This is a genomic window from Micromonospora sp. DT46 (assembly GCF_049841735.1).
Lineage (GTDB): Bacteria > Actinomycetota > Actinomycetes > Mycobacteriales > Micromonosporaceae > Micromonospora > Micromonospora reichwaldensis.
In genome coordinates, this window is record NZ_JBNCKW010000018.1 from 34292 (window position 1) to 54113 (window position 19822).

16 protein-coding genes are annotated in these 19822 nt (G+C 73.4%); 8 read left to right on the forward strand and 8 right to left on the reverse strand.

Annotation, left to right across the window (positions count from 1 at the left end):
- The first annotated feature begins 195 nt into the window (after positions 1-195).
- Complete coding sequence (locus ACLQ20_RS31125; RefSeq protein WP_225852099.1) at positions 196-1590, forward strand: N-acetylmuramoyl-L-alanine amidase; 1395 nt, start codon at positions 196-198, stop codon at positions 1588-1590.
- 48 nt (positions 1591-1638) lie between these two features.
- On the opposite strand, the gene ACLQ20_RS31130 is transcribed toward ACLQ20_RS31125, so the two are convergent.
- Positions 1639-1872: a hypothetical protein gene (locus ACLQ20_RS31130; RefSeq protein WP_225852098.1), complete on the reverse strand. Its 234-nt coding sequence runs from the start codon at positions 1870-1872 to the stop codon at positions 1639-1641.
- Positions 1873-1885: 13 nt separating this feature from the next.
- The gene (locus ACLQ20_RS31135) at positions 1886-2326 is read right to left on the reverse strand and encodes a serine hydrolase domain-containing protein (RefSeq protein ID WP_425858338.1); all 441 of its coding nucleotides are present in this window, start codon (positions 2324-2326) and stop codon (positions 1886-1888) included.
- Between the two features lie 114 nt (positions 2327-2440).
- Here ACLQ20_RS31135 and ACLQ20_RS31140 point away from each other — a divergent pair, with 114 nt between their 5' ends.
- Positions 2441-4702, forward strand: a complete 2262-nt coding sequence (locus ACLQ20_RS31140) for a catalase (protein ID WP_425858340.1) — start codon at positions 2441-2443, stop codon at positions 4700-4702.
- Between the two features lie 111 nt (positions 4703-4813).
- On the opposite strand, the gene ACLQ20_RS31145 is transcribed toward ACLQ20_RS31140, so the two are convergent.
- From ACLQ20_RS31145 to ACLQ20_RS31160, 4 genes are all read right to left on the reverse strand, one after another.
- A complete protein-coding gene (locus ACLQ20_RS31145; RefSeq protein WP_151453847.1) occupies positions 4814-5686 on the reverse strand; it encodes a peptidoglycan DD-metalloendopeptidase family protein in 873 nt (290 codons plus the stop codon).
- A gap of 133 nt (positions 5687-5819) precedes the next feature.
- Positions 5820-6242: a DUF6234 family protein gene (locus tag ACLQ20_RS31150; RefSeq protein WP_151453846.1), complete on the reverse strand. Its 423-nt coding sequence runs from the start codon at positions 6240-6242 to the stop codon at positions 5820-5822.
- Between the two features lie 240 nt (positions 6243-6482).
- Positions 6483-10769, reverse strand: a complete 4287-nt coding sequence (locus ACLQ20_RS31155) for a S8 family serine peptidase (protein ID WP_425858342.1) — start codon at positions 10767-10769, stop codon at positions 6483-6485.
- Positions 10770-11085: 316 nt separating this feature from the next.
- Entirely contained in the window at positions 11086-11610 is a 525-nt protein-coding gene (locus tag ACLQ20_RS31160) for an adenylate kinase (RefSeq protein WP_151453844.1), read from the reverse strand.
- 422 nt (positions 11611-12032) lie between these two features.
- Between ACLQ20_RS31160 and ACLQ20_RS31165 the strand changes: the two genes are divergently transcribed.
- Positions 12033-13025: a hypothetical protein gene (locus ACLQ20_RS31165; RefSeq protein ID WP_425858343.1), complete on the forward strand. Its 993-nt coding sequence runs from the start codon at positions 12033-12035 to the stop codon at positions 13023-13025.
- 91 nt (positions 13026-13116) lie between these two features.
- Here ACLQ20_RS31165 and ACLQ20_RS31170 read toward each other — a convergent pair whose 3' ends face one another.
- Positions 13117-14259 carry a M20/M25/M40 family metallo-hydrolase gene (locus tag ACLQ20_RS31170; protein WP_425858345.1) on the reverse strand — a complete coding sequence of 381 codons (1143 nt, stop codon included), beginning with the start codon at positions 14257-14259 and terminating at the stop codon, positions 13117-13119.
- A gap of 97 nt (positions 14260-14356) precedes the next feature.
- Here ACLQ20_RS31170 and ACLQ20_RS31175 point away from each other — a divergent pair, with 97 nt between their 5' ends.
- From ACLQ20_RS31175 to menC, 3 genes are all read left to right on the forward strand, one after another.
- Complete coding sequence (locus ACLQ20_RS31175) at positions 14357-15055, forward strand: GNAT family N-acetyltransferase (RefSeq protein WP_425858347.1); 699 nt, start codon at positions 14357-14359, stop codon at positions 15053-15055.
- Positions 15056-15058: 3 nt separating this feature from the next.
- Complete coding sequence (locus tag ACLQ20_RS31180; protein ID WP_151453841.1) at positions 15059-15694, forward strand: MurR/RpiR family transcriptional regulator; 636 nt, start codon at positions 15059-15061, stop codon at positions 15692-15694.
- 70 nt (positions 15695-15764) lie between these two features.
- On the forward strand, positions 15765-16895 hold the full coding sequence (gene menC / locus ACLQ20_RS31185) for an o-succinylbenzoate synthase (protein WP_425858349.1): 1131 nt from the start codon (positions 15765-15767) through the stop codon (positions 16893-16895).
- Between the two features lie 256 nt (positions 16896-17151).
- On the opposite strand, the gene ACLQ20_RS31190 is transcribed toward menC, so the two are convergent.
- A complete protein-coding gene (locus ACLQ20_RS31190; protein ID WP_425858351.1) occupies positions 17152-18027 on the reverse strand; it encodes an SdrD B-like domain-containing protein in 876 nt (291 codons plus the stop codon).
- 199 nt (positions 18028-18226) lie between these two features.
- Between ACLQ20_RS31190 and ACLQ20_RS31195 the strand changes: the two genes are divergently transcribed.
- Positions 18227-19525 (forward strand): MFS transporter, encoded by a 1299-nt coding sequence (locus ACLQ20_RS31195; protein ID WP_425858352.1) that lies wholly within the window; start codon positions 18227-18229, stop codon positions 19523-19525.
- A gap of 70 nt (positions 19526-19595) precedes the next feature.
- Complete coding sequence (locus tag ACLQ20_RS31200; protein ID WP_132240715.1) at positions 19596-19817, forward strand: MbtH family protein; 222 nt, start codon at positions 19596-19598, stop codon at positions 19815-19817.
- Positions 19818-19822: the final 5 nt, after the last annotated feature.

Here is a 19822-nt window from a genome sequence, read left to right on the forward strand (position 1 = left end):
GGTCGGGGCCGACTGCTTCCCGCCCGTCCACCCGGCGCCGCAGTTCCACCGGAGGCGCCCGGCCTACCCGGATTGAAGGTTTCCGCCACCCCGCCGCACCGCCACGGAAGGCATTTACATCGCCGTCCGTCGCGGTGTACGTTACCGCCACCCGCCGATCCTCATCGACATTGGCGAATATTGTGAGGGGTGCAGATGACTGCTCGACTCGCCGCGCGACGCAGGCGTGGGCTGCTCAGCGCCATGCTGGCCGCGACCCTGATCCTGACTGCCGAATCAGCCCTGGCCGCCGCGCCGGTGTCGGCCGCCCCGGAGGGGGCCCCACCGGCGGCTGCCCGGCTGGCCACCGCCTTCGACACCGCCGCCGGCCGGTACGACGTCCCCCGCGACCTGCTCGTCGCCCTCGGCTACGCCGAGACCCGCCTGGACGGGCACGGCGGCGCACCCAGCGCGGCGGGCGGCTACGGCATGATGCACCTGGCCAGCAACCCCAAGCTGCGCACCCTGGACGAGGCGGCCACGCTGACCGGGCTCAGCCGTGCCGCGCTGCGCGCCGACGCCGCCGCGAACATCGCCGGCGCGGCCGCCGTTCTGCGCTCCTACGCGGACCAGGCCGGCCTGACCGCGGCCGAGCGCGACGACGTCGACGAGTGGTACGCCGCGGTCGCCCGCTACGGCGGCGCGGCCAGCCCGGCGCTCGCCCGCCTCTACGCGGACGCCGTCTACGACCTGCTCGGCGCCGGCTTCGACACCGGCCACGCCGGGGTGGCGAAGGTCCCCGGCCGCCAGGTGGCCCCGGAGCGTGACCTGCCCGGTGACGCGTCGGACGGGGTCGGGATCCTCAGCACCGACTACGGGCCGGCCGCGTGGGCGCCGGCGAGCACCAGCAACTACACGGTGGCCAGCCGACCCACCAGCCACTCCGTCAGGTACATCGTCATCCACGTGACGCAGGGCAGCTACGCCGGCTCGATCAGCTGGTTCCAGAACCCGGCCGCCCAGGCCAGCGCGCACTACACGTTCCGCTCCTCAGACGGGGCGGTCACCCAGTCGGTGCGGGAGAAGGACATCGCCTGGCACGCCGGCAACTGGACCTACAACACCCAGTCCATCGGCATCGAGCACGAGGGGTACGTCGACAACGCGGCCTGGTTCACCGACGCGATGTACCGGGCTTCCGCGACGCTCACCCGCAGCCTCGCCAACAAGTACGGCATCCCCAAGACCCGGGCGCACATCATCGGCCACCACGAGGTCCCCGGGGCCACCCACACCGACCCGGGCCCGAACTGGAACTGGTCGTACTACATGCAGCTGGTGAACCAGCAGACCGGCGTCGGCTCCGGCACGGTGAACACCGAGGGGGTGAGCCTCAACGTGCGCTCCGGGCCCGGCACCGGCTACGCCGTCGTGGGTTCCGTCGCCGACGGCGCGAACGTCAGCATCTACTGCCAGGCCGTCGGCACCACGGTGACCGGCCCCTACGGCACGAGCAACGTCTGGGACCGGATCGGCACCAACCGGTACGTCTCCGACGCGTACGTCCTGACCGGCCACGACGGCTTCATTCCCGGCGTGCCACGCTGCTGACCACCACGGCCGGTGCCGTCCGCCCGCCGGGTGGACGGCACCGACGCGTCAGCACCGCGCGACGACGAGCTCGTGGATCGCGGTGAGCAGTTCCTCGTCGCGCTCCGCGTGCGCGGTCACCGTGACTGCGGCCCGGCGCGCGGGGCTGACCACCACGTACTGGCCGTAGCGGCCGTCCAACCGGTACGTGTCGGCCCGGTCGAGCCACACGCCCAACCCGTATCCGTGGGTGTACGGCTCGCCGTACGTGACGGCGTTCGTGTCGACCCGCTCCCCCGTCATCCGACCCGGGCGATCACCCGGCCGAGGGCGTACGGACCGAACCCGTGTACGCGAAGCGGGTCCCCGGCGCGGCGGCGAGCGGCGCGGCGACGATCTCGTGGAGCAGGTCGGCGGCGGTGATCCGCTCGTCGGCGAACCAGCGGTGGCTGGTACCGCTGGTCATCATCAGCAACTGCCGCAGCGTGACGGCACCCAGCCCGTCGGCGGCGATCGGCCGCAGCTCGGGCAGGTGGTCCAGGAGGCGGTCGTCGAGGCTCAGCCGCCCCTCCGCCTCGGCCAGCCCCACGGCCACGGACGTGAACGTCTTGGCGACGGAGTACAGGTTCACCCGGTCGTCGGGCCGGAAGCGGTGCTCCACGGGCGGGTGGCCCTCGCGGTGGACGTGGATGCCGTACGTGCCCAGGGCACGGTCGCGGTCCGCCCGCACGAAGTCGTCGAGAAGTTCGGCGCTCACGGGCGGACGATACGCGAGCCGGCGGGCCGCCGGCGCGTCCCCGTTTCCGCCGCCCGCCTCGGGGTACGGGCCAGGACGCCTGCTCAACACCGTTTTCGTGGAGGAACTCGCCAGATGGATGCCAGCAAGCCCGCCAAGGCGGTCAAGGACGTGGTGGAGGCCGCAGCCGGGAAGGTGGCCGACGCGCTGACCTCGGACGTGCCCGGCGCGCCGGGCAGCGCCCCGCCAACCGTCGAGGAGCCGACGACGCCACACGATCCGCTGCCGCCCAAGAAGGAACAGGGCGCCCCGGAGACCCGTACGCCGACCGGCGCGGCGACCGGCGCGCCGACGACGGCGAACGGTCAGCAGGGCGCCTTCCTCACGACGTCGCAGGGGGCGCGGCTGCGCGACACGGACCACTCGCTGAAGGCCGGGCCGCGCGGTCCGGTCCTGCTGCAGGACCACCACCTGCGCGAGAAGATCACCCACTTCGACCACGAGCGCATTCCCGAGCGCGTCGTGCACGCGCGTGGGGCCGGCGCGCACGGCGTCTTCGAGGCCTACGGCAAGGCCGAGGGCGTGACGAAGGCCGGCTTCCTGGCGAAGGGCAGGACGACCAACGTCTTCGTGCGGTTCTCCACCGTCCTCGGTTCGCGCGGCTCGGCCGACACGGTCCGCGACACCCGCGGCTTCGCGACGAAGTTCTACACCGACGAGGGCACCTTCGACCTGGTCGCCAACAACATGCCGGTCTTCTTCATCCAGGACGCCATCAAGTTCCCCGACATCATTCACGCCGGCAAGCCGCACCCCGAACGGGAGATCCCGCAGGCGCAGAGCGCGCACGACACCTTCTGGGACTTCGTCTCCCTGCACACCGAGGCGCAGCACCACACCATGTGGAACATGTCCGACCGGGGCATCCCGCGCTCGTACCGGATGATGGAGGGCTTCGGCGTCCACACGTTCCGGCTCGTCAACGCCGCCGGCGAGACGGCGCTGGCGAAGTTCCACTGGAAGCCCAAGCTGGGCGTGCACTCCCTGACCTGGGAGGAGGCGCAGTTGCTCGGCGGCGTGGACCCGGACTTCCACCGCCGGGACCTCTACGACGCCATCGAGGCCGGCGCCTTCCCCGAGTGGGAGCTGGGCCTCCAGGTGTTCCCCGACACCCCCGAGGAGACCTTCGCCGGGATCGACCTGCTCGACCCGACGAAGATCGTGCCGGAGGAGCTGGCACCGGTGCAGCCGGTCGGGAAGCTGACGCTCAACCGGACGCCGACGAACTTCTTCGCCGAGACCGAACAGGTCGCCTTCCATGTCGGCCACCTGCCGCCGGGCATCGACGTCACGAACGACCCGCTGTTGCAGGGCCGGCTGTTCTCGTACGTCGACACGCAGCTCACCCGGCTGGGCGGGCCGAACTTCTCGCAGGTCCCGATCAACCGCCCGCACGCCCCGGTCAACGACATGCTGCGCGACGGCTTCCACCAGCAGGCCGTCCACGCCGGGGTCGCACCGTACCGGCCGAACTCGCTCGACGGCGGCAACCCCTTCCCGGCCGGGGACACCGACGGCGCGTTCGTCGACGTGCCGGTGACGGTGACGGAGGCGCCCAAGGTACGCGCCAACCCGGCCTCGTTCGACGACCACTACAGCCAGGTCCGCCTGTTCTGGCTGAGCATGTCGCCGGTCGAGAAGGAGCACATCGTCCGCGCCTACACCTTCGAGCTGGGCAAGTGCTACCACCAGGCGATCCGGGAACGCCAGCTCCAGTGCCTCGCCAACATCGACCCGGTGCTGTGCGCGGAGGTCGCCACCGGGCTGGGTCTGCCCGCGCCGGAGCCGACCGTGCCGCTCGTCGACCCCGCGCCCAGCCCCGCGCTGTCGCAGGTGGGCAGGCAGTGGCCGGCCGACGGCCGCACGATGGGCATCGTCGTCGACCCCACCGCCGGGCTCGACGATGTCGACGAGGTACGCCGGGCGGTCTTCGCGGCCGGCATGGTGCCGCTCCTCGTCGCCCCGCACGGCGGCCTGGTGGGCGGCCTGCCCGTGCAGCGGACCTTCGCCACCGGCCGCTCGGTCGAGTTCGACGTGCTCCTGCTGGCCGGGGCGCCGGCGCCCGCGCCGGACGCGTCGCCGGCGCGCGACGCCAAGGCCGGCGCGGCGGGCTCCGCCGCCGTGGATCCGCGGGTGCTGCTGCTGGTCGACGAGTGCTGGCGGCACGCCAAGGCGATCGGCGCGTGGGGCGCCGGCGTCGACGTGCTGCGGCAGGCGGGGGTCGCCGGCACGCCCGGCGTCGTCACGGGCGGCTCCGGCGCCGAGGTCCTCACCGCCGTGCAGCAGCTGCTGGCCGCCCACCGGGTGTGGGAGAGGTTCCCCGCCTCGGTCGCCTGACGCGCTCGTCCGCCGACGAGGGCCGTCCCCCCGCAACACCGGGGGACGGCCCTCGTCGCGTCCGGCCCGCGCCGCGCCGCCCGTGCGGCGGGTGCGGCGGGGCTGTCGCGGTCAGTCCCACCTGTCCTGGTTGAGGAAGCGGGCGAAGCCGCGCCACGAGTTGGGCCCCATCACCCCGTCGATCGGGCCGGTGTAGCCGTGGCCGGACGCGAGGCGCTGCACGGCGCGCCAGGTGTTCGGGCCGGGCTGTCCGTCGATCGGTCCGGTGTAGCCGTAGGCCCGCATGGCCCGCTGGAGGGCGGCGTAGGTGCCCGGCCCGGGCGCGCCGTCGATGGGGCCGGTGTATCCGGCGGTGAGCCGCAGCCAGTTCTGCATGCGCTGGTAGAAGATGGTGCCGGGGATGCCGTCCTGCTCGGTGGAGGTCTTGGGCAGTCGCCCGGGTGCGGGGTTCTGACCGATGTAGGCCAGCGGGTTGATGCGTACGCCGGCCGGATTGATCATGTGCCAGTGGACGTGCGGCCCGGTCGACGAGCCCGAGCCCGGCGCGCCGGCCGCGCCGCCGGAGAGGCCGACGACGGTGCCGCTGGACACGGCCGCGCCGTTGCCGAGCAGGAACTGCGACAGGTGCATGTACTGGCTGCGGTACCCGTCCGCGTGCTGGATGGTGACCGTGTGCCCACCCGTGCCGTTGTACGGGATGTTCTGGATGGTGCCCGCGCCGCAGGCGGGCAGGCGGGTGCCGACCGGCATGCCGAAGTCGACGCCGCCGAGCGAACCCCGGTTCAGGTGCTCCTGCCAGGTGCCGGTGACGGGATACCCGGAGAAGGGGTTGTAGATGGCGGGCGCGGCGTACGCGCGGCCGGGAACGGCCAGCCCGGCCAGGGCGCCCGCGCCGAGGGCGGCGCCGAGCAGCACCGCGCGGCGGTCGATACCGGCGACCGCCGGGCCGTCGCCGCAGCATCCGGGTTGGTCGAGATGGTCCATCGCGTGCTCCCTGCTGGATCGGTACGCCGGTCGGGCCAGTGACAATACATAGCCACGAATAAATCTGTCGACCGTCCGCTCCGCCACGGCGCCGGGCCACGGACGACGGTCCGCAATCGCACCACCGGGTCGCTCAGCCGCCCGGGCAGCGGCTGTCACCGCCGCTGTGCTCCTGGCAGGTCGTCGGCGCCGGGAGCGGCGCGGCCGGCGGCCGGAGGGTGCGCGCGGCATCCGCGACCGCCGGCGCCAGCGCCGCCGCGGCCACGACGGCGAGGAGCAGGTAGACCAGCCCGGTGCGGCGGTACCGGCAGCCGAACGCCACCAGCGCGATGACGGCCGGCCCGCCCGCTGCCGTCGCCGCCAGCAACAGCAGCGCCCGGGCCGAGCGGCGCCCGAATTCCGCCGAGCGCCCGCCACCGTTCGAGTGGTGGTCGGCCCAGCCCTCCATGCCGATCGTGAACAACCACCACAGCAACGCCAGGCACGCCACCACCCAGACCACCGTCAGGAGCACGAGGGCGTACCGGGACCGGGCGGCGGGTGTCGACGAGGTCATGCCGTACAGCGTCGCGGAGCCGGGGCCGCGGGACGTGAGCCCGGCTACTCACCGCGCGGGATCTCCCGCACCCGGGCGTACGCGCGGGGGCCGGGTCGGCGCTGGCCGCGCGTCAGGCCGCGGCGCTTCCGGCGGGAGGGGCCGCCGCCGGCAAGGACGGCGGCCCGCCGGTGCGGTCGCGACGGCGCCCGCACCGGCGGGCCTGGCCACGTCACCGACGGGCCGGGTGGGACGGTCCGCTCACCACCCGCGGCACTGGCCGGACGTCGGGCCGCCGACCGTGTTGGCCACCCCGTTGTCCACCGGTGGCGGCTGGTTGCCGACGCACCGCAGCGGCCCGTCGATCCGGTTGCCCGACACCACGACCGGCGTGCCGCCGGTGCGGCTGTCGACCACGCTGACCGGACCGGTCACCCGCGTCCCGCTGATCAGCACCGAACCGGTGACGCCGGTGACCGACAGCGGGCCGTTGACCGTGCTGCCCGTCAACTCCACCACCGTGGACCCGGTGGCGGTCACCGGGCCGCTGACGCTGGCGCCGAGCGCGATCAGGCCCGCGCCCTTCGCGACGTTGACCGGCCCGAACACCGTGGCACCCGGCGCGAGGCAGGTCACCCCGCCGTTGACCGGCAGCGGACCCCGACGCTCACCGCTGACGACCTGGCCGCAGGTCTGGTCGGTGACCTCGAGCGTCACGGGCAGCGTCGAGAGCCGGTTCGACGGATCGTCGCTGGTGACGCAGAGCTGGGCCCGGTACGTACCGGCGGCCAGGCCGGTGCTGTCCATCGAGAGCGTCACCTCGGTGGACTTGCCGGCGCCGGTGCCGGCCGACGTCCGCGACGCCGTCAGCCACGGCACCTCGTCGGGCGTCACGCACGGCTGCAGGTCGGGCAGCCGGACGTGGGTGATGAACCGGGCCGCGCCCTTGTCGTTCTCGACCTCGACCAGGCGGCCGGAGCGGTCGATCTCGTGGACCCCCTTGGAGCTGGTGGTCAGGATGTTGCCGTTACCGAGCGGGTGGACACCCTGGTAACCGCTGCCGCCGGGCGGCGTGTAGACGCCGATCAGCTTGCCGTCGCGGTCCATCTCCCAGACCCCGGGGGCGGAGCCGCTGCCCCAGCTCGCCGCGAGCACGTTGCCGTTCGGCATCTCCGCGAGCTGGCCGGGCCAGCTCAGCCCCTCGAAGAAGCGGGCGTTGGCGGCGGAGCCGTCCTTCTTGAAACTGTGGATGGCGTCGCTGTCGCTGCCCGAGACGAGCATGTCGTCGCCGCGGAACAGGATGCCCCACGGTCCCTTCAGCCCATCGGTCCCCGGCGCGACGAACGTGCCCAGGTACTTGCCGTCGGCGTCGAACTCGACCACCGAGTTGGCGTTGCTCTGGGACGCGACCGTCACCAGCACGGTGCCGCGCGGCGAGAGCGCGATACCCCGGGTGTTGGTCATGATCTTCGGATCGTCCACGCCGCCGGCGGGCGCGAAGATCCGCCGGAAGCTGCCGTCCAGGGCGTGTTCGGTGATCACCGAGTTCAGCTGGTCGGACATGAGGAAGCCGCTGCCGTCCGGCTTGGCGATGACCTGGAACGGTGTGTAGAGGTTGCTGGTCGGGTCGAACTTGAAGTGCGGGATGAACTGCGGGTCGATCTGCTTTCCGGTCTGCGGATCGAACGCCATCACCCCACGGGTGGCGCTTGCCGAGTTCGGGATCAGCAGGACACCGTTACGCAGGAGCCGGATCCGCTCGTCGTCCGGCCCGGCGTCCGGGTCGTCCAGCCGCCAGTCCAGCACGCCGTGCCCGGCGTTGCGTACCGCGAACTTCTGGCTGGTGACCAGCCCGGCCGGCTGCCGCGCGGAGATCGACTTGGGCGCCACCTCGATCTTCGGTACCGGCACCACCGTCAGTTCCAGCGCGATCGTCGTCGTCGGCTGGTCCTGGTCGTTGCTGGCCAGGCACAGGTTCGCCTTGAACACGCCGCCGTCGTCCAGGCCGGTCGAGTCGAGGGTGATCTGGATGTCCTGGCTCTTGAACGCACCCAGTGTGCCCTGCGCCGGGGTCACCTTGACCCAGGTCGGCCAGTCGCAGTCGTCGCCGTCGCCGGTCGCCCGCCAGGTGAGTTCGGCGCCGCCGGCGTTGCCCACCTTGACCGTGTGGGTCTCGTTCTGCGCGACGTCCATGCTGGAGCTGAGCGCGGTCTTGTCCACGGTCAGGTCCGGGGCCGCGGGAAGGACGGCGACCGGGAAGTGCGCCTGGGCGATCGGCTGCCCGTCCGGCGCGTGCCGGGCGTCGGTGGTCAGGTCGATCGCACCGAAGAGCCAGTTCTTGCGGGGGGTCCCGGTGACGTCCAGGGTGATGGTCAGCTCCTGGCTGGCGCCGGGCGCCAGGGTGAACTGCGTCGGCGCGACCGTGATCCGCGCGCCGGCCGGGGCCTGCGGCGTCGCCTGGTAGGTCGCGGCCACCTTGGCCACGCTGGACACCGTCCGGGTGAAGGTGCAGACCTTGAGGCAGTGGTGCTCGACCACGGCCGGCAGGTTCAGCGTCTGCGGGTCGCCACCGGCGTCGGGGTTGGCCGCGACGAAGTTCGCGGCGGTCTCGTCGAGCACGATGCCGGTCCGGGCGGCCTGGGCCAGGTTGATCCGGCCGGAGCCCATGTCGAACGCGTCGGCCGACGTGCGGCCGTCCTCCTTGACGACGCCGTCGCGGTCCGCGGTGACCGCCAGCGCGGAGCGGATCCGCGTCGGCGACCAGTCGGGGTGCAGCGCCGCCAGCAGCGCGCCGGCACCGGCGACGTGCGGCGACGACATGGACGTGCCCTGCATGAAGGCGTACGGGGCCGGGTTGTCCTTCGTCGCCATGGTGGCGGCGAGGATGTTGCGGCCCGGGGCGGCCACGGTGGGCGCGAGCATGTCGAACTTGCTGGGTCCGCGCGAGCTGAAGTCGGCCACGACGTCGGTCCAGTCGCCGTCGCGCAGCACCTCGCTGCCGGGGTCGACGCGCACGGTGACGGGGCCGTCGGTGGCCGCCGCGTGGTCGCGCAGCCGCTGCCCGTCGGCGAGGGAGACCATCACGGCCGGGATGGTGGTCCCGGCGAGCGCGCCCATCGTGATCGGCGGACCGCTGTACTGGTTGTGCACGACCACTCCGGTCGCGCCGGCGGCGGTGGCGTTCTTGACCTTCACGGAGAAGTCGCAGCCGCCCCGGGGCAGCAGGGCGACCCTGCCGCTGAACGCCGCTGCCGGGAACGGAAGGCAGGCCTGCACGTTGTCCGCGTCGACGGCGCCGGAGTACCGGATCGCACCCTCGATGGGCGGGTTCGGCGAGCCTTCCCCGATCACGGCGGCGATGCCGGTGAGCGCGGCCGGGACGGGCGTCGGGCCCGTCACGTCGAGCCGGTGGGCGATGACCCGCTCGTGGCTGACCGCGGCGACGGACATGTTCCACGGCGCGGTCTTCGCGACGGTGCTGGCGCCCGGGCCGCTGTTGCCGGCGGAGGCGGCGACGAAGATGCCGGCCGAGTACGCCTCCAGGAACGCCTGGTCGACGAGGTCCTTCCAGGGGTCGTCGCGACCCGAGATCGAGTAGTTGAGGACGTCCACGCCGTCGGCGATCGCCTGGTCCACCGCCGCGATCGTCGCCGAGGAGAGGCAGCCGATGGCCATGCAGACCTTGTAGGAGATGACGTTGGCCCGCGGCGCGACCCCGGAGACGGTGAGCTTGTGCGTGCTGGTGCCGACGGTCATGGTCGCCTCGTGCCGGTTGCCGGCGGCGGTCGAGGCGGTGTGGCTGCCGTGGCCGTTGTCGTCCCGGGCGTCGGTGCCGACCATCGACCAGGCGCCGATCAGCTTGTCGTTGCAGATCGCCTTGTGCTGGGGGTGGCTCGGGGCGCAGACGCCGACGTACCTGCCCGCGCCGTACGGGTTGGTGTGCCGGTAGCCGTCACCGTCCACGGCCGCGAACGACGGGTGGTCGGGGTTGATGCCGGAGTCCAGGATCCCGACGATGGCGCCCTCGCCACGGGTCCCGACGTTCTCCGCCGTCCGGCCCTCCCACACCGCGGGCGACTGGATCAGCGCGTTGCTGGTGTCGGTCGTCAGTTCCAGGATCTCGTCGGGTACGACCGCCCTGACCCCCGGCAGGCCGGACAGCTGCGCCGCCTCGTCCGCGCTGAGCGCCACCGCCAGTCCGTTCACCACGTTCCGGTAGGTGTGGGCGACCCGCACGGAGCGCCCCAGGACGGCCTCCATCTCGTCCACCACGGTGTCCTGCCGCTGCGCCAGTTCCCTGGCGTAGGGGGTGCTGGCCGCGGACCGGGCGTCGGTCCTGCCGGCGCGCGCCCCGGTGCCCCGGGTGGCGGCCATCAACGACGGCTTGTCCAACTGCACCAGCCAGAGCCCGCTCTTGGGTTGCGGCAGGCCGGACGCCGGGTGGGACGGCGCCTCGGGCGCCTGCCGGGTGGCCGGCAGCGGCGCGCTGGAGGGCGCCGCGGCAGCGGACACGGGGGCCGCGGCGAGCAGCATGGTGCTCGCCGCCACCGCCGCGACCAGACGGGCCGGTGTTCGCCGACGGGAGGGGAACGTTCTTCGGGAGGGATGCTGTGCCACGGGTGAGCTCCTAAGTCACTGAGCGGCGCGATCGGTGCTGTCTCGCTGCCTGGCCAGAGCCGGGGAGTGCTCGGTGCGGCTGGGTGCGATCGTGTGAAACCTAGGTGATCACCGTGACCGAGGCAATGGCGTCCGTCCATCCGTACGCCGCACCGGGCCAGCGGCGCCGACGCCAGGTCAGCCGGAGTCCCCCCGGTTCCGACGGTCGTGCCGGGCTTGCCGGACTTGCCGGAGCGGGTCCTCATCGTCAGGTGAGTTCGGACAGCCAGCGCTCCAGCTCCGCCGGGGAGCGGAACAGCAACACCGGTGGCCCGGCCGGATCGGCCTGCCAGGCGCGCATCCGCCGCCGGGCCCGGCCGAACGCGGTGACGTGCCACACCAGGATCGACTCCCGGGACAGCACGCTACGCAGCGACTCGCGGTTGCCGTTGCAGATCTCCTCGCCGCTGACCAGCCGGTGGGCGGTACGCCGCAGCAGCCGCCAGAAGGAGAGCCAGCGCGGATAGTCCAGGCCGACGACCAGGTCGGCGCGCGCCAGCACCACGTCGCGCCACCCGTGGTACGCCCCGTCGAGGATCCAGCGGTCGCGGCGACAGACCGCCTCGATCCGGCTGCGCTGCTCCGCGACCGGCACCTCCACCCAGCCCGGCTGCCACAGCAGGTCGTCGACCGGGTGCCACGGTGACCCGAGCCGCTCGGCCAGCCGCTCTGCCAGGGTGGACTTGCCGGCGCCGTACACCCCGTAGACGAGGATGCGGGCCGGTGCGGTCATCGCGGCAGCGTACGCCGCCGGTGCCGGGCGGATCCCGCCCCCATCCGGGCGGGTGCGGGCGGACGGCGGCGCCATCGGCTCCGGTCGCGGCGGCGGGCCGGGTCGCCGGCACGGCGGGCCGTGACCGGGGCCGCGCCCCCGGGTCATACACTCATCCCCTGGTCACGCGCCCGGACGCCGCTCACGTGGAGCCGGCCACGCACCGGAGCCGGACGGACGACAGCCGGTCACGGCGCCCGGCGGGGCGCCCGGGCCGGCAGGGGTGGACCGCCGTTCGCGAACCGCGCCGGTCCGCCGCTGGACGGGGCGGACCGGCACTGAAGGGAATGCGGGTGAGGCGACGAGGCAACGGGCCCCGGAGGCTGCGGGGCGCGGCGGGGACGGTCGTCGTCCTCGCCGTCGCGACGGCTCCAGGTGTGGCCGTGGCCGACCCGACACCCGCTGCGGCCCCCGGGACGCCGGTGTGCGAGGTGCGTGGCGGCCGGCTGAGCGAGATCTCCGGCATGGCCGCGACGGACGGCGGCTTCGTCATGATCAACGACGGCGCGGACGACGAGGCCCGCCGCCGCATCTTCTTCCTGGACGACCGGTGCGCCGTCGTGCGGACCGTGTCCTATCCGTCCCGGCCGCGCGACACCGAGGACCTCGCCGTCGGTGCCGACGGCACGGTCTGGGTGGCCGACATCGGGGACAACGACCGGTCCCGGCAGACGATCGCGGTGTGGAAGCTGCCGCCGGGGGCCGACCGGCCGGTCCTGTACCGCATGGCCTATCCGGACGGCCCGCACGACGCGGAGGCCCTGCTCGTGACCGGCGACGACCGGCCGGTGGTCGTCTCCAAGTACTCGGCCAACCTGTACGTCCCGAGCGCCGCCCCGCGTCCGGGTGCGACGACACCGCTGGTGAAGGTGGGACAGGTCCGGCTGCCGGCCTCCACGACGAGCAACCCGTTCGGGGCGCTCGGTCGCACGGCGGTCACCGGCGCCGCCACCGCACCGGACGGGCGTCGGATCGTCCTGCGCACCTACGCGGACGCGTACGAGTTCGACGTGACCGACGGCGACGTGGTCACCGCATTGACCGGCGGGACGCCACGGATCGTCGCGCTGCCGGACGAACCGCAGGGCGAGTCGGTCACCTACAGCCGCGACGGGCGCTCCCTGCTCACCGTGTCCGAGACCGCCGACCAGCCGCCGGGGACGATGCCCGTGGTCCGGCGCTACCCGCTGCCGGCGGCCGTCGGATCCCCCGCGCCGCCCACCACGCCCGGGCCGACGGCCGGCGCCGCCGGCGACGGGACCGGCCGCGCCGGCGCCGTGCGGACCTACCTCCTGGCGGCCGGAGCGCTCGGGCTGGCGCTGATCGCCGTGGGCCTGGTCGCGCTGGTCCGCGCGCGGCGGGCCGGGTCGCACTGACCTGCGCGGCGGTACGCCGGGCCGCACTGACCGTCGCACGGCGGGCACGGGCCGGGCCAGCCGTCACGGCTGCCGGGGGCGCGCGCCCGGGTCAGGCGCCGTCTCCACGGGACGCGGCCGAGGTGTGGAGGCCGGTGAACAGCGCTGCCAGCAGGTCGCTGCGCGCGTCGATGCCGGCCGCCGAGACCCACTCCTGCCGGGCGTGTGCGCCGCCCCCGGGCGGGGCGAGCCCGTCGACGGTGGGGCGGCCGAGCGCACCCGTCGTGTTGGTGTCGGCGGCACCGTCCGCCGGTCGACCGGCGAGGCGTTGACCGAGGCCGGCGGCGACGCCCACGATCCGGTCGAGTAGGTGCTGCCCCGCCTCGTTTGGCCGCCAGGTGGGCCGGTGCGAGAGCAGTCGGGCGTCGAGCCGGGCGCGGTCGCGCACCGGACGCAGCGACCGCAGGCCGGCGAGGACGGCGTCCTCGTCGTCCGGGTCGGTGAAGCGCAGTCCCAGCTCGACGTGGGCCGCGCCGGCCACCACGTTGGTCCGCCCCCCGCCGGCGATGGTGCCGGTGTTGAGCAGGACCGGCCGGCCCTGCACGAGTGCGCGGACCCGCACGAGTTGGTCGACGAGTTCGTCGATGGCGTTGACGCCGGCGTCCGGGTCGAGCGCGGCGTGCGCCTCGATCCCGGTGACCTCGATGCGGACCCGGGTGCTGCCGCGCCGGCCGGTCTTGAGGTCGCCACCGGGGTGCGGCGGTTCCAGGCCGAGCACCGCGCGGGCCCGGGCCGCCTCGGCCCGGACCAGCCCGGTGGCGGTGGGCGAGCCGATCTCCTCGTCGGCGACGACGAGGACCCGGATCTCGGGGTGCGGGGTGCCCTGCCGCTCGACGCGTGCCGCCGCCGCGAGCAGTGCGACGATCCCGGCCTTGGTGTCGTAGACGCCCGGGCCGCGGACGACGTCCCCCTCGACGGACCACGGCATGCCGGACAGCGTGCCGACCGGCCAGACGGTGTCGTAGTGGGTCAGCAGCAGCACCGGATCGCCCGGGACTCCTCGCGCCGGGAGGGTCCAGACCAGATGGTCGCCGCTCGGGTGCGGCACCCGGGCGGTGTCGAAGCCGGCGCGGGCGGCGTCGGCGTCGAGCACGTCGGCCAGCGCGGCCAGCGCCCGCCGGTCACCGGTCGGCGACTCGTGCAGCGTGTAGCGGTGCAGCGCGTCGAGCGCGGCGCTGGATCCTGAGGACGACATATGCGGACCATATGTTTCACTCGAACGCCTTGTCAACGGGCGCGATCAACGGCAGCATGGGCGACATACGATCGCTATCATTGCAAGGGAGTGGCCGATGACCGCTGACACGCAGGGGATCGTGGCGCGTGACCTCGCCGGGCTCGCCGAGTGGACGGCGGCGTCGGCGCTCTATCGGAGCGTCTTCGGTTACGAGGGCCCCGAGCACGCCGTCAGCCCCCGCCTCCTGGCCGCGCTGGGCGAGAACGCGGGGACCGCGGTCGGCGCGTTCGACGAGGACGGCTCCCTCGTCGGTTTCTGTTACGGCTTCACCGGCGTCGAGCACGGCGAGCTCTACCACTACTCGCAGGCGGCCGTCGTCGACGCGCGGGCGCAGGGGCGCGGCGTCGGCCGCCTGCTCAAGCACGCCCAGGCCGAGGCCGCACGGCGCGCGGGCGTGCACACGATGCGGTGGACCTTCGACCCGTACGCGCTGCGCAACGTCCACTTCAACCTGAACGTGCTGGGCGCCGTCGGGATCCGCTTCCTGCCCGACTTCTACGACGACGGCGACAGCGACCGGGTCCTGGTCCGGTGGGACCTCGACCGTCCCGGGGGCAGCACCTGGGCGCCGGGGCACGGGCACGCGGCCGTCGACTCGCCCGCCGACGACCGTACCGCCGCACGGGGGCCCGACGACCGGGCGCGGCTGCGCCTGGAGCTGGCCGGCCGGTTCGCGGCGGGCGGGCGGCTCGTCGGCGTCGCGCGGCGGGCGGACACCCCCGGCCGCGTCAGCTACCTGTTCGCACAGGATTGAGGCATGACCACGAAGAGATCGACCCCCTCGGAGCGCTTCGACCGCAACGTGCAGCGCAGGTCCGCGCAGGTGCTCAAGCAGCGGGTCCTGGAGCAGCAGCGCACCGAGTTCGCCAAGGCGCTGGCGTGGGCCGCCGAGCAGGACGCCATCGAGCGGGCCGCGGCGCTCATCGTGTCGGCCCGCCGGCGGTACCTGCTCGGCCACGGCAAGTCGCTCGGCTTCGCGTCCCTGCTCGCCGCCGACCTCAGCGCCGGGCTCTCCGGCGTCCACCTCGTCGACGGCGCGGCACTGCGGCCCCTCGACATGCTCAGCGACATCCGCCAGGGCGACCTGCTCGTGGCCGTCTGCATGGCGCGCTACCGGCGCGAGACCATCGACGTCGCCTCCGCCTACGTCCGCCACGGCGGCCAACTGGTCCTCGTCACCGACGCCGAGGACGCGCCGCTGGCCGAGACCGCCGCCGTCCGCATCGTCATCGGCACCGACAGCGCCTCCTACGCGAACTCCCCCACCTCCGTGGTGCTCGCCCTGCACCTGCTCGCCACCCTGACCATCGCCAGCTCGAAGGGGGCCGGCCGCCGCCTGCGCGAGCGCGACGCCCTCGCCGCCGAACTCGATCTCTACCAGGAGGAAACGTGACTGACCGCAGGCGAGGCGGAGGGGCCGCCCACGAGCCGGCCGGGGGCCGGCGGCACGGCGAGGTGACGGTGTGAGGCGGATCGAGGCGGTGGAGCTACGCCGGGTACGGCTGCCGCTCGTGCACCGGTTCCAGACCAGCTCCCACGCCAAACGGGAGCTGGAGCACATCCTGGTCGCGCTCACCGACACCGACGGCGCCGTCGGGTGGGGCGAGATCGCGTCGCCGAGCGGCCCGTTCTACTGCGCCGAGACCGTCGAGAGCTGCTGGGCGGTCGCCCGCGACCACCTCGCGCCGCTGGTCCTGCGTACCGACTGGGAGCACCCGGCGGACCTAGCCGCGACGCTCGGCCGGGTCCGGGGCAACCACTTCGCCCGCGCCGGCTTCGACATCGCCGCCTGGGCCCTGTGGTCGGCCGGCGAGGGCAGCTCCCTCGCGCACGCGCTGGGCGGCACGCGCGGCAGCGTCGAGGCGGGGGTGTCGCTGGGGATCGAACCCACCGTCGACGACCTCCTCGCGCAGGTGCGGCTGCGCGTCGACGAGGGCTACCGCAGGATCAAGCTCAAGATCGCGCCCGGCTGGGACGTCGACCCGGTGCGGGCCGTACGCGCGGCACATCCGAGCGTGCCGCTGCACGTCGACGCCAACGGCGCCTACGAGGACACCCCGGAACACCGGGCCGTCCTGGCCGAACTCGACGGCCTGGGCCTGCTGATGATCGAGCAGCCGTTCGCGCCGCGCGCACTCGTCGCGCACGCCGCCCTGCAGGAACGCATCGACACGCCCGTCTGTCTCGACGAGTCCGTCGAGGAGCTGGACGACCTCGTCACCGCGCTGCGCCTGGGCGCCGTACGCGTGCTCAACGTCAAGGTCTCGCGGATGGGTGGCCTGACCCACGCGGTACGGGCGCACGACCTCGCGCGCGAGCACGGCGTCCCGGTGTGGTGCGGCGGCATGCACGAGTTCGGGATCGGCCGGGCCGCCAACGTCGCGCTGAGCGCGCTCGCCGGCTTCACGCTCCCCTCGGACGTCTCCGGCTCCGACAAGTACTACGCCCGTGACGTCACCACCCGCCCGATCGTGAGCGCCGACGGACTCGTCGAGGTGCCCGCCGCGCCCGGCCTCGGGTGGGACGCCGACCTGACGTACATCGGGGAGAGGACCACCGACCGGCTCGTGCTGCGCGCGGACGGCGCGGCGTGACGGGTCCGTCGCGGCTGACCGGTCGACGGCAGCGCGCTCGGTACCCGGCCCCCGGTGGACGGCCATGGCGACGGCCAGCGTCACCGGCGGGTCGGGCCCGCAAGGTGCTCCCGGTAGTGCACCACCGGCCGGTGAGCTGACCGACCGTGCCGAGATGGTGGGACGCCGTCCCGTGACGGATCACCGTCGTCGCCGGTCCGGCTCGCGGGACGCGTACGGCTGCCGGTGTCCTGCGGACGACGTCCCACCAGTCAGGTCACGAGGTGGGGCTGTTGGCCACGACTCCGATGTCGACCGTGGTGGTCTCTCCCGCCACCACGGACAGGACCGCCGTCTCACCGTTGCTGGTGTAGGTGGTTTCGGAGACCTGCACCACGTCCGAGTCGACGGTGTCGTCGACGCCGACGTTCGGCGTGGTGAACCGCCAACTGCTCTTGTACAGCTGGACTCGGCCGACGTAGTGCTTCGCCGGGACGTCGAAGCGGTAGGTGCCATTGTAGGAGTTGGAGAAGCCGTACTGGTCGTCGTCGTCGACGCTCCAGAAGCTCAGCCCCACGTTGGTGATCAGTGGCTCGCCCGCCTCCCGGATGCCGTCGGCGTCCAGATCGTTCCAGATCACGCCGCGGAGCGTGCCCTTGCCGACAATCTGGAACTGCTTGGTGTCCGTGTTGTTGCCGAGGGCCTGCTCGGACGTCGTGGTGGACACCGTGGCGACGGCCTCGACCGGCACGCCGGTCGGCGCACCGTAGAGGTATCCGGTGAGGTTGACGGCGGGCGCCGACGCCCCGGGGGCCAAGTCATCCACCAGGTCACAAGTGACGGTGGGTGTGGTGAAGCCGCAGGTCCATGCGCTGGTCGTGGCAATCTGCCCGACCTGGAAGGGCTCGGGCAGGGTGAAGACCAGCCGGACCCCCGCCGCGGCCTTGGTGCCGGCGTTGCGCGCCACCGCATCCACCGAGGTCCAGCCGTCGCTGGGCAGGATGAAGCGCTCGCTGGTCACGTCCACGGTCACGTCCGGCACCTTGGGTGCGGCGACCGCCGGGACCACCGAGAACACGACCGAGCCGAGGCCGGCCGCCACGGCGGCGGCCATCTTTACAGACATCATTGATCTCCCCGTGTCGATGAGCATCCACCATAGGTGACACTGTCATCTCGGTCAGCTACGGGGCAGGCGGCTATGGGCGCGTGCGCCGGGCGGTCGACCGCCGCCGGTTGCCCGCCGCCGGTGGGCAGATGCAGGGCAGCGAGCCTTCCCCTGCGGCACCGGACCGGGGCCGCGGTCCGATGGGTGCTCCGGCGGCGACCGCCCGGGTAGCCTGACCGGCACCATGGACGGTCACCGATTCGCCGTGTCCCGGCTCCTGCCGCCGCCCGGGCTGCCCCGGGCGATCGCGTACCAGTCCGCCATGGTCGCCGTGGGCAGCGGCACGTTCCTCACCGGCAGCATCGTGTTCTTCACCGAGGTCCTCGGGCTCAGCCCGGTGCAGATCGGGATCGGCTTCTCGATCGCGGGCCTCGCCGGGGTGGCCACCTCGCTGCCGCTGGGCGCGCTCGCCGACCGGATCGGCGGGCAGCGGTCCTGGGCCCTCGGCGCGCTCGGCTCGGCGCTGACGTTCGCCGCCTACCCGCTCGTGACGTCCTTCGCGGGCTTCGTGGTGCTGATGGTGGTGGCCGCCGTCACCGACTCGTTCGCCAACGCCGGGCGCACCATCTACACCGCCGCCGCCATGCCGGCCGGGGACCGGGTGCGGACGATGGCGTACGCCCGCTCGTACCTCAACGCCGGGTTCACCGTCGGCACCGGTCTCGGCGCGGTGGCGCTGGCGTTCGACTCCGCCGCCGCGCTCGTCGCCATGGTGCTGCTCAACTCCGCGTTGTCACTGCTCAACGCCGGCCTCGTGACCCGGCTCCCGGCCGCGCCGATCGTGCGGCACGAGCGGACGGCCACCGCCTCGCGGTGGGCGGTGCTGAAGGACCTGCCCTACGCGACGAGCGCCGTGCTCCTCGCCGTCATGATGTTCCACTCGGTGATCCTCGTGGAGATCCTGCCGCTCTGGGCGATCACCCACACCGACGCCCCCAAGCCGCTGCTCGGCGCGATGCTGGCCCTCAACACGGTGCTGGTGATCACGTTGCAGGTGCCGGCGGCGCGCGGCGCCGACTCGCTTCCCGGCGCGGCCCGCCTGATCCGCCGGGGCGCCCTGGTCACCGCGCTCGCCTGCCCGCTGGCCGCGTTCGCGGGTCGGACCGGCGGCGGGTGGACCGTCGTCGCGCTCCTCGGCGTCGTGGTGCTGGTGACCACCACCGAGTTGTGGTTCTCGGCGGCGCTCTGGTTCTTCCAGACCAACGTGCCGCCGGCCGCGTCGCGCGGGGTGTATCTCGGCACGGCGCAGACGATCAGCTCGGCGGCGGACATCTTCGCGCCGGTCGGCCTGACCCTCCTCGCGATCCAGACCGGCGGCTGGGGCTGGTGGGTCGTCGCGGCGATCTTCGTGGTCTGCGCGCTGGCCGCCGGCCCGGCCGTCGGCTGGGTCGCCCGGACGCCGCGGACCGGCGCCGACGCCGACGCGCCGCCGCCAGCGTCCACAGAGGATTCCGAGCCGGCCGTACGGCCCACCTCCGCGTGACGTCGGAAGATCGACCGATCCTTGACACGGAATCGACGCGGCTGAAATCCTTCCCGGCGAAGGGGGTCCGATGAGCGCTGAGGACGACGACACCCGGACGTACGCCGTGGTCGTGAACGACGAGGAACAGTTCTCGATCTGGTGGGACGACCGGGAGGTGCCCGCCGGCTGGCGGCGCGAGGGCACCACCGGGACACGCGCCGAGTGCCTCGCCCACATCGACGAGGTGTGGACGGACATGCGGCCCGCATCGTTGCGGCGGTGGATGGACGAGCACGCCGCGACCGGCTGACGCCG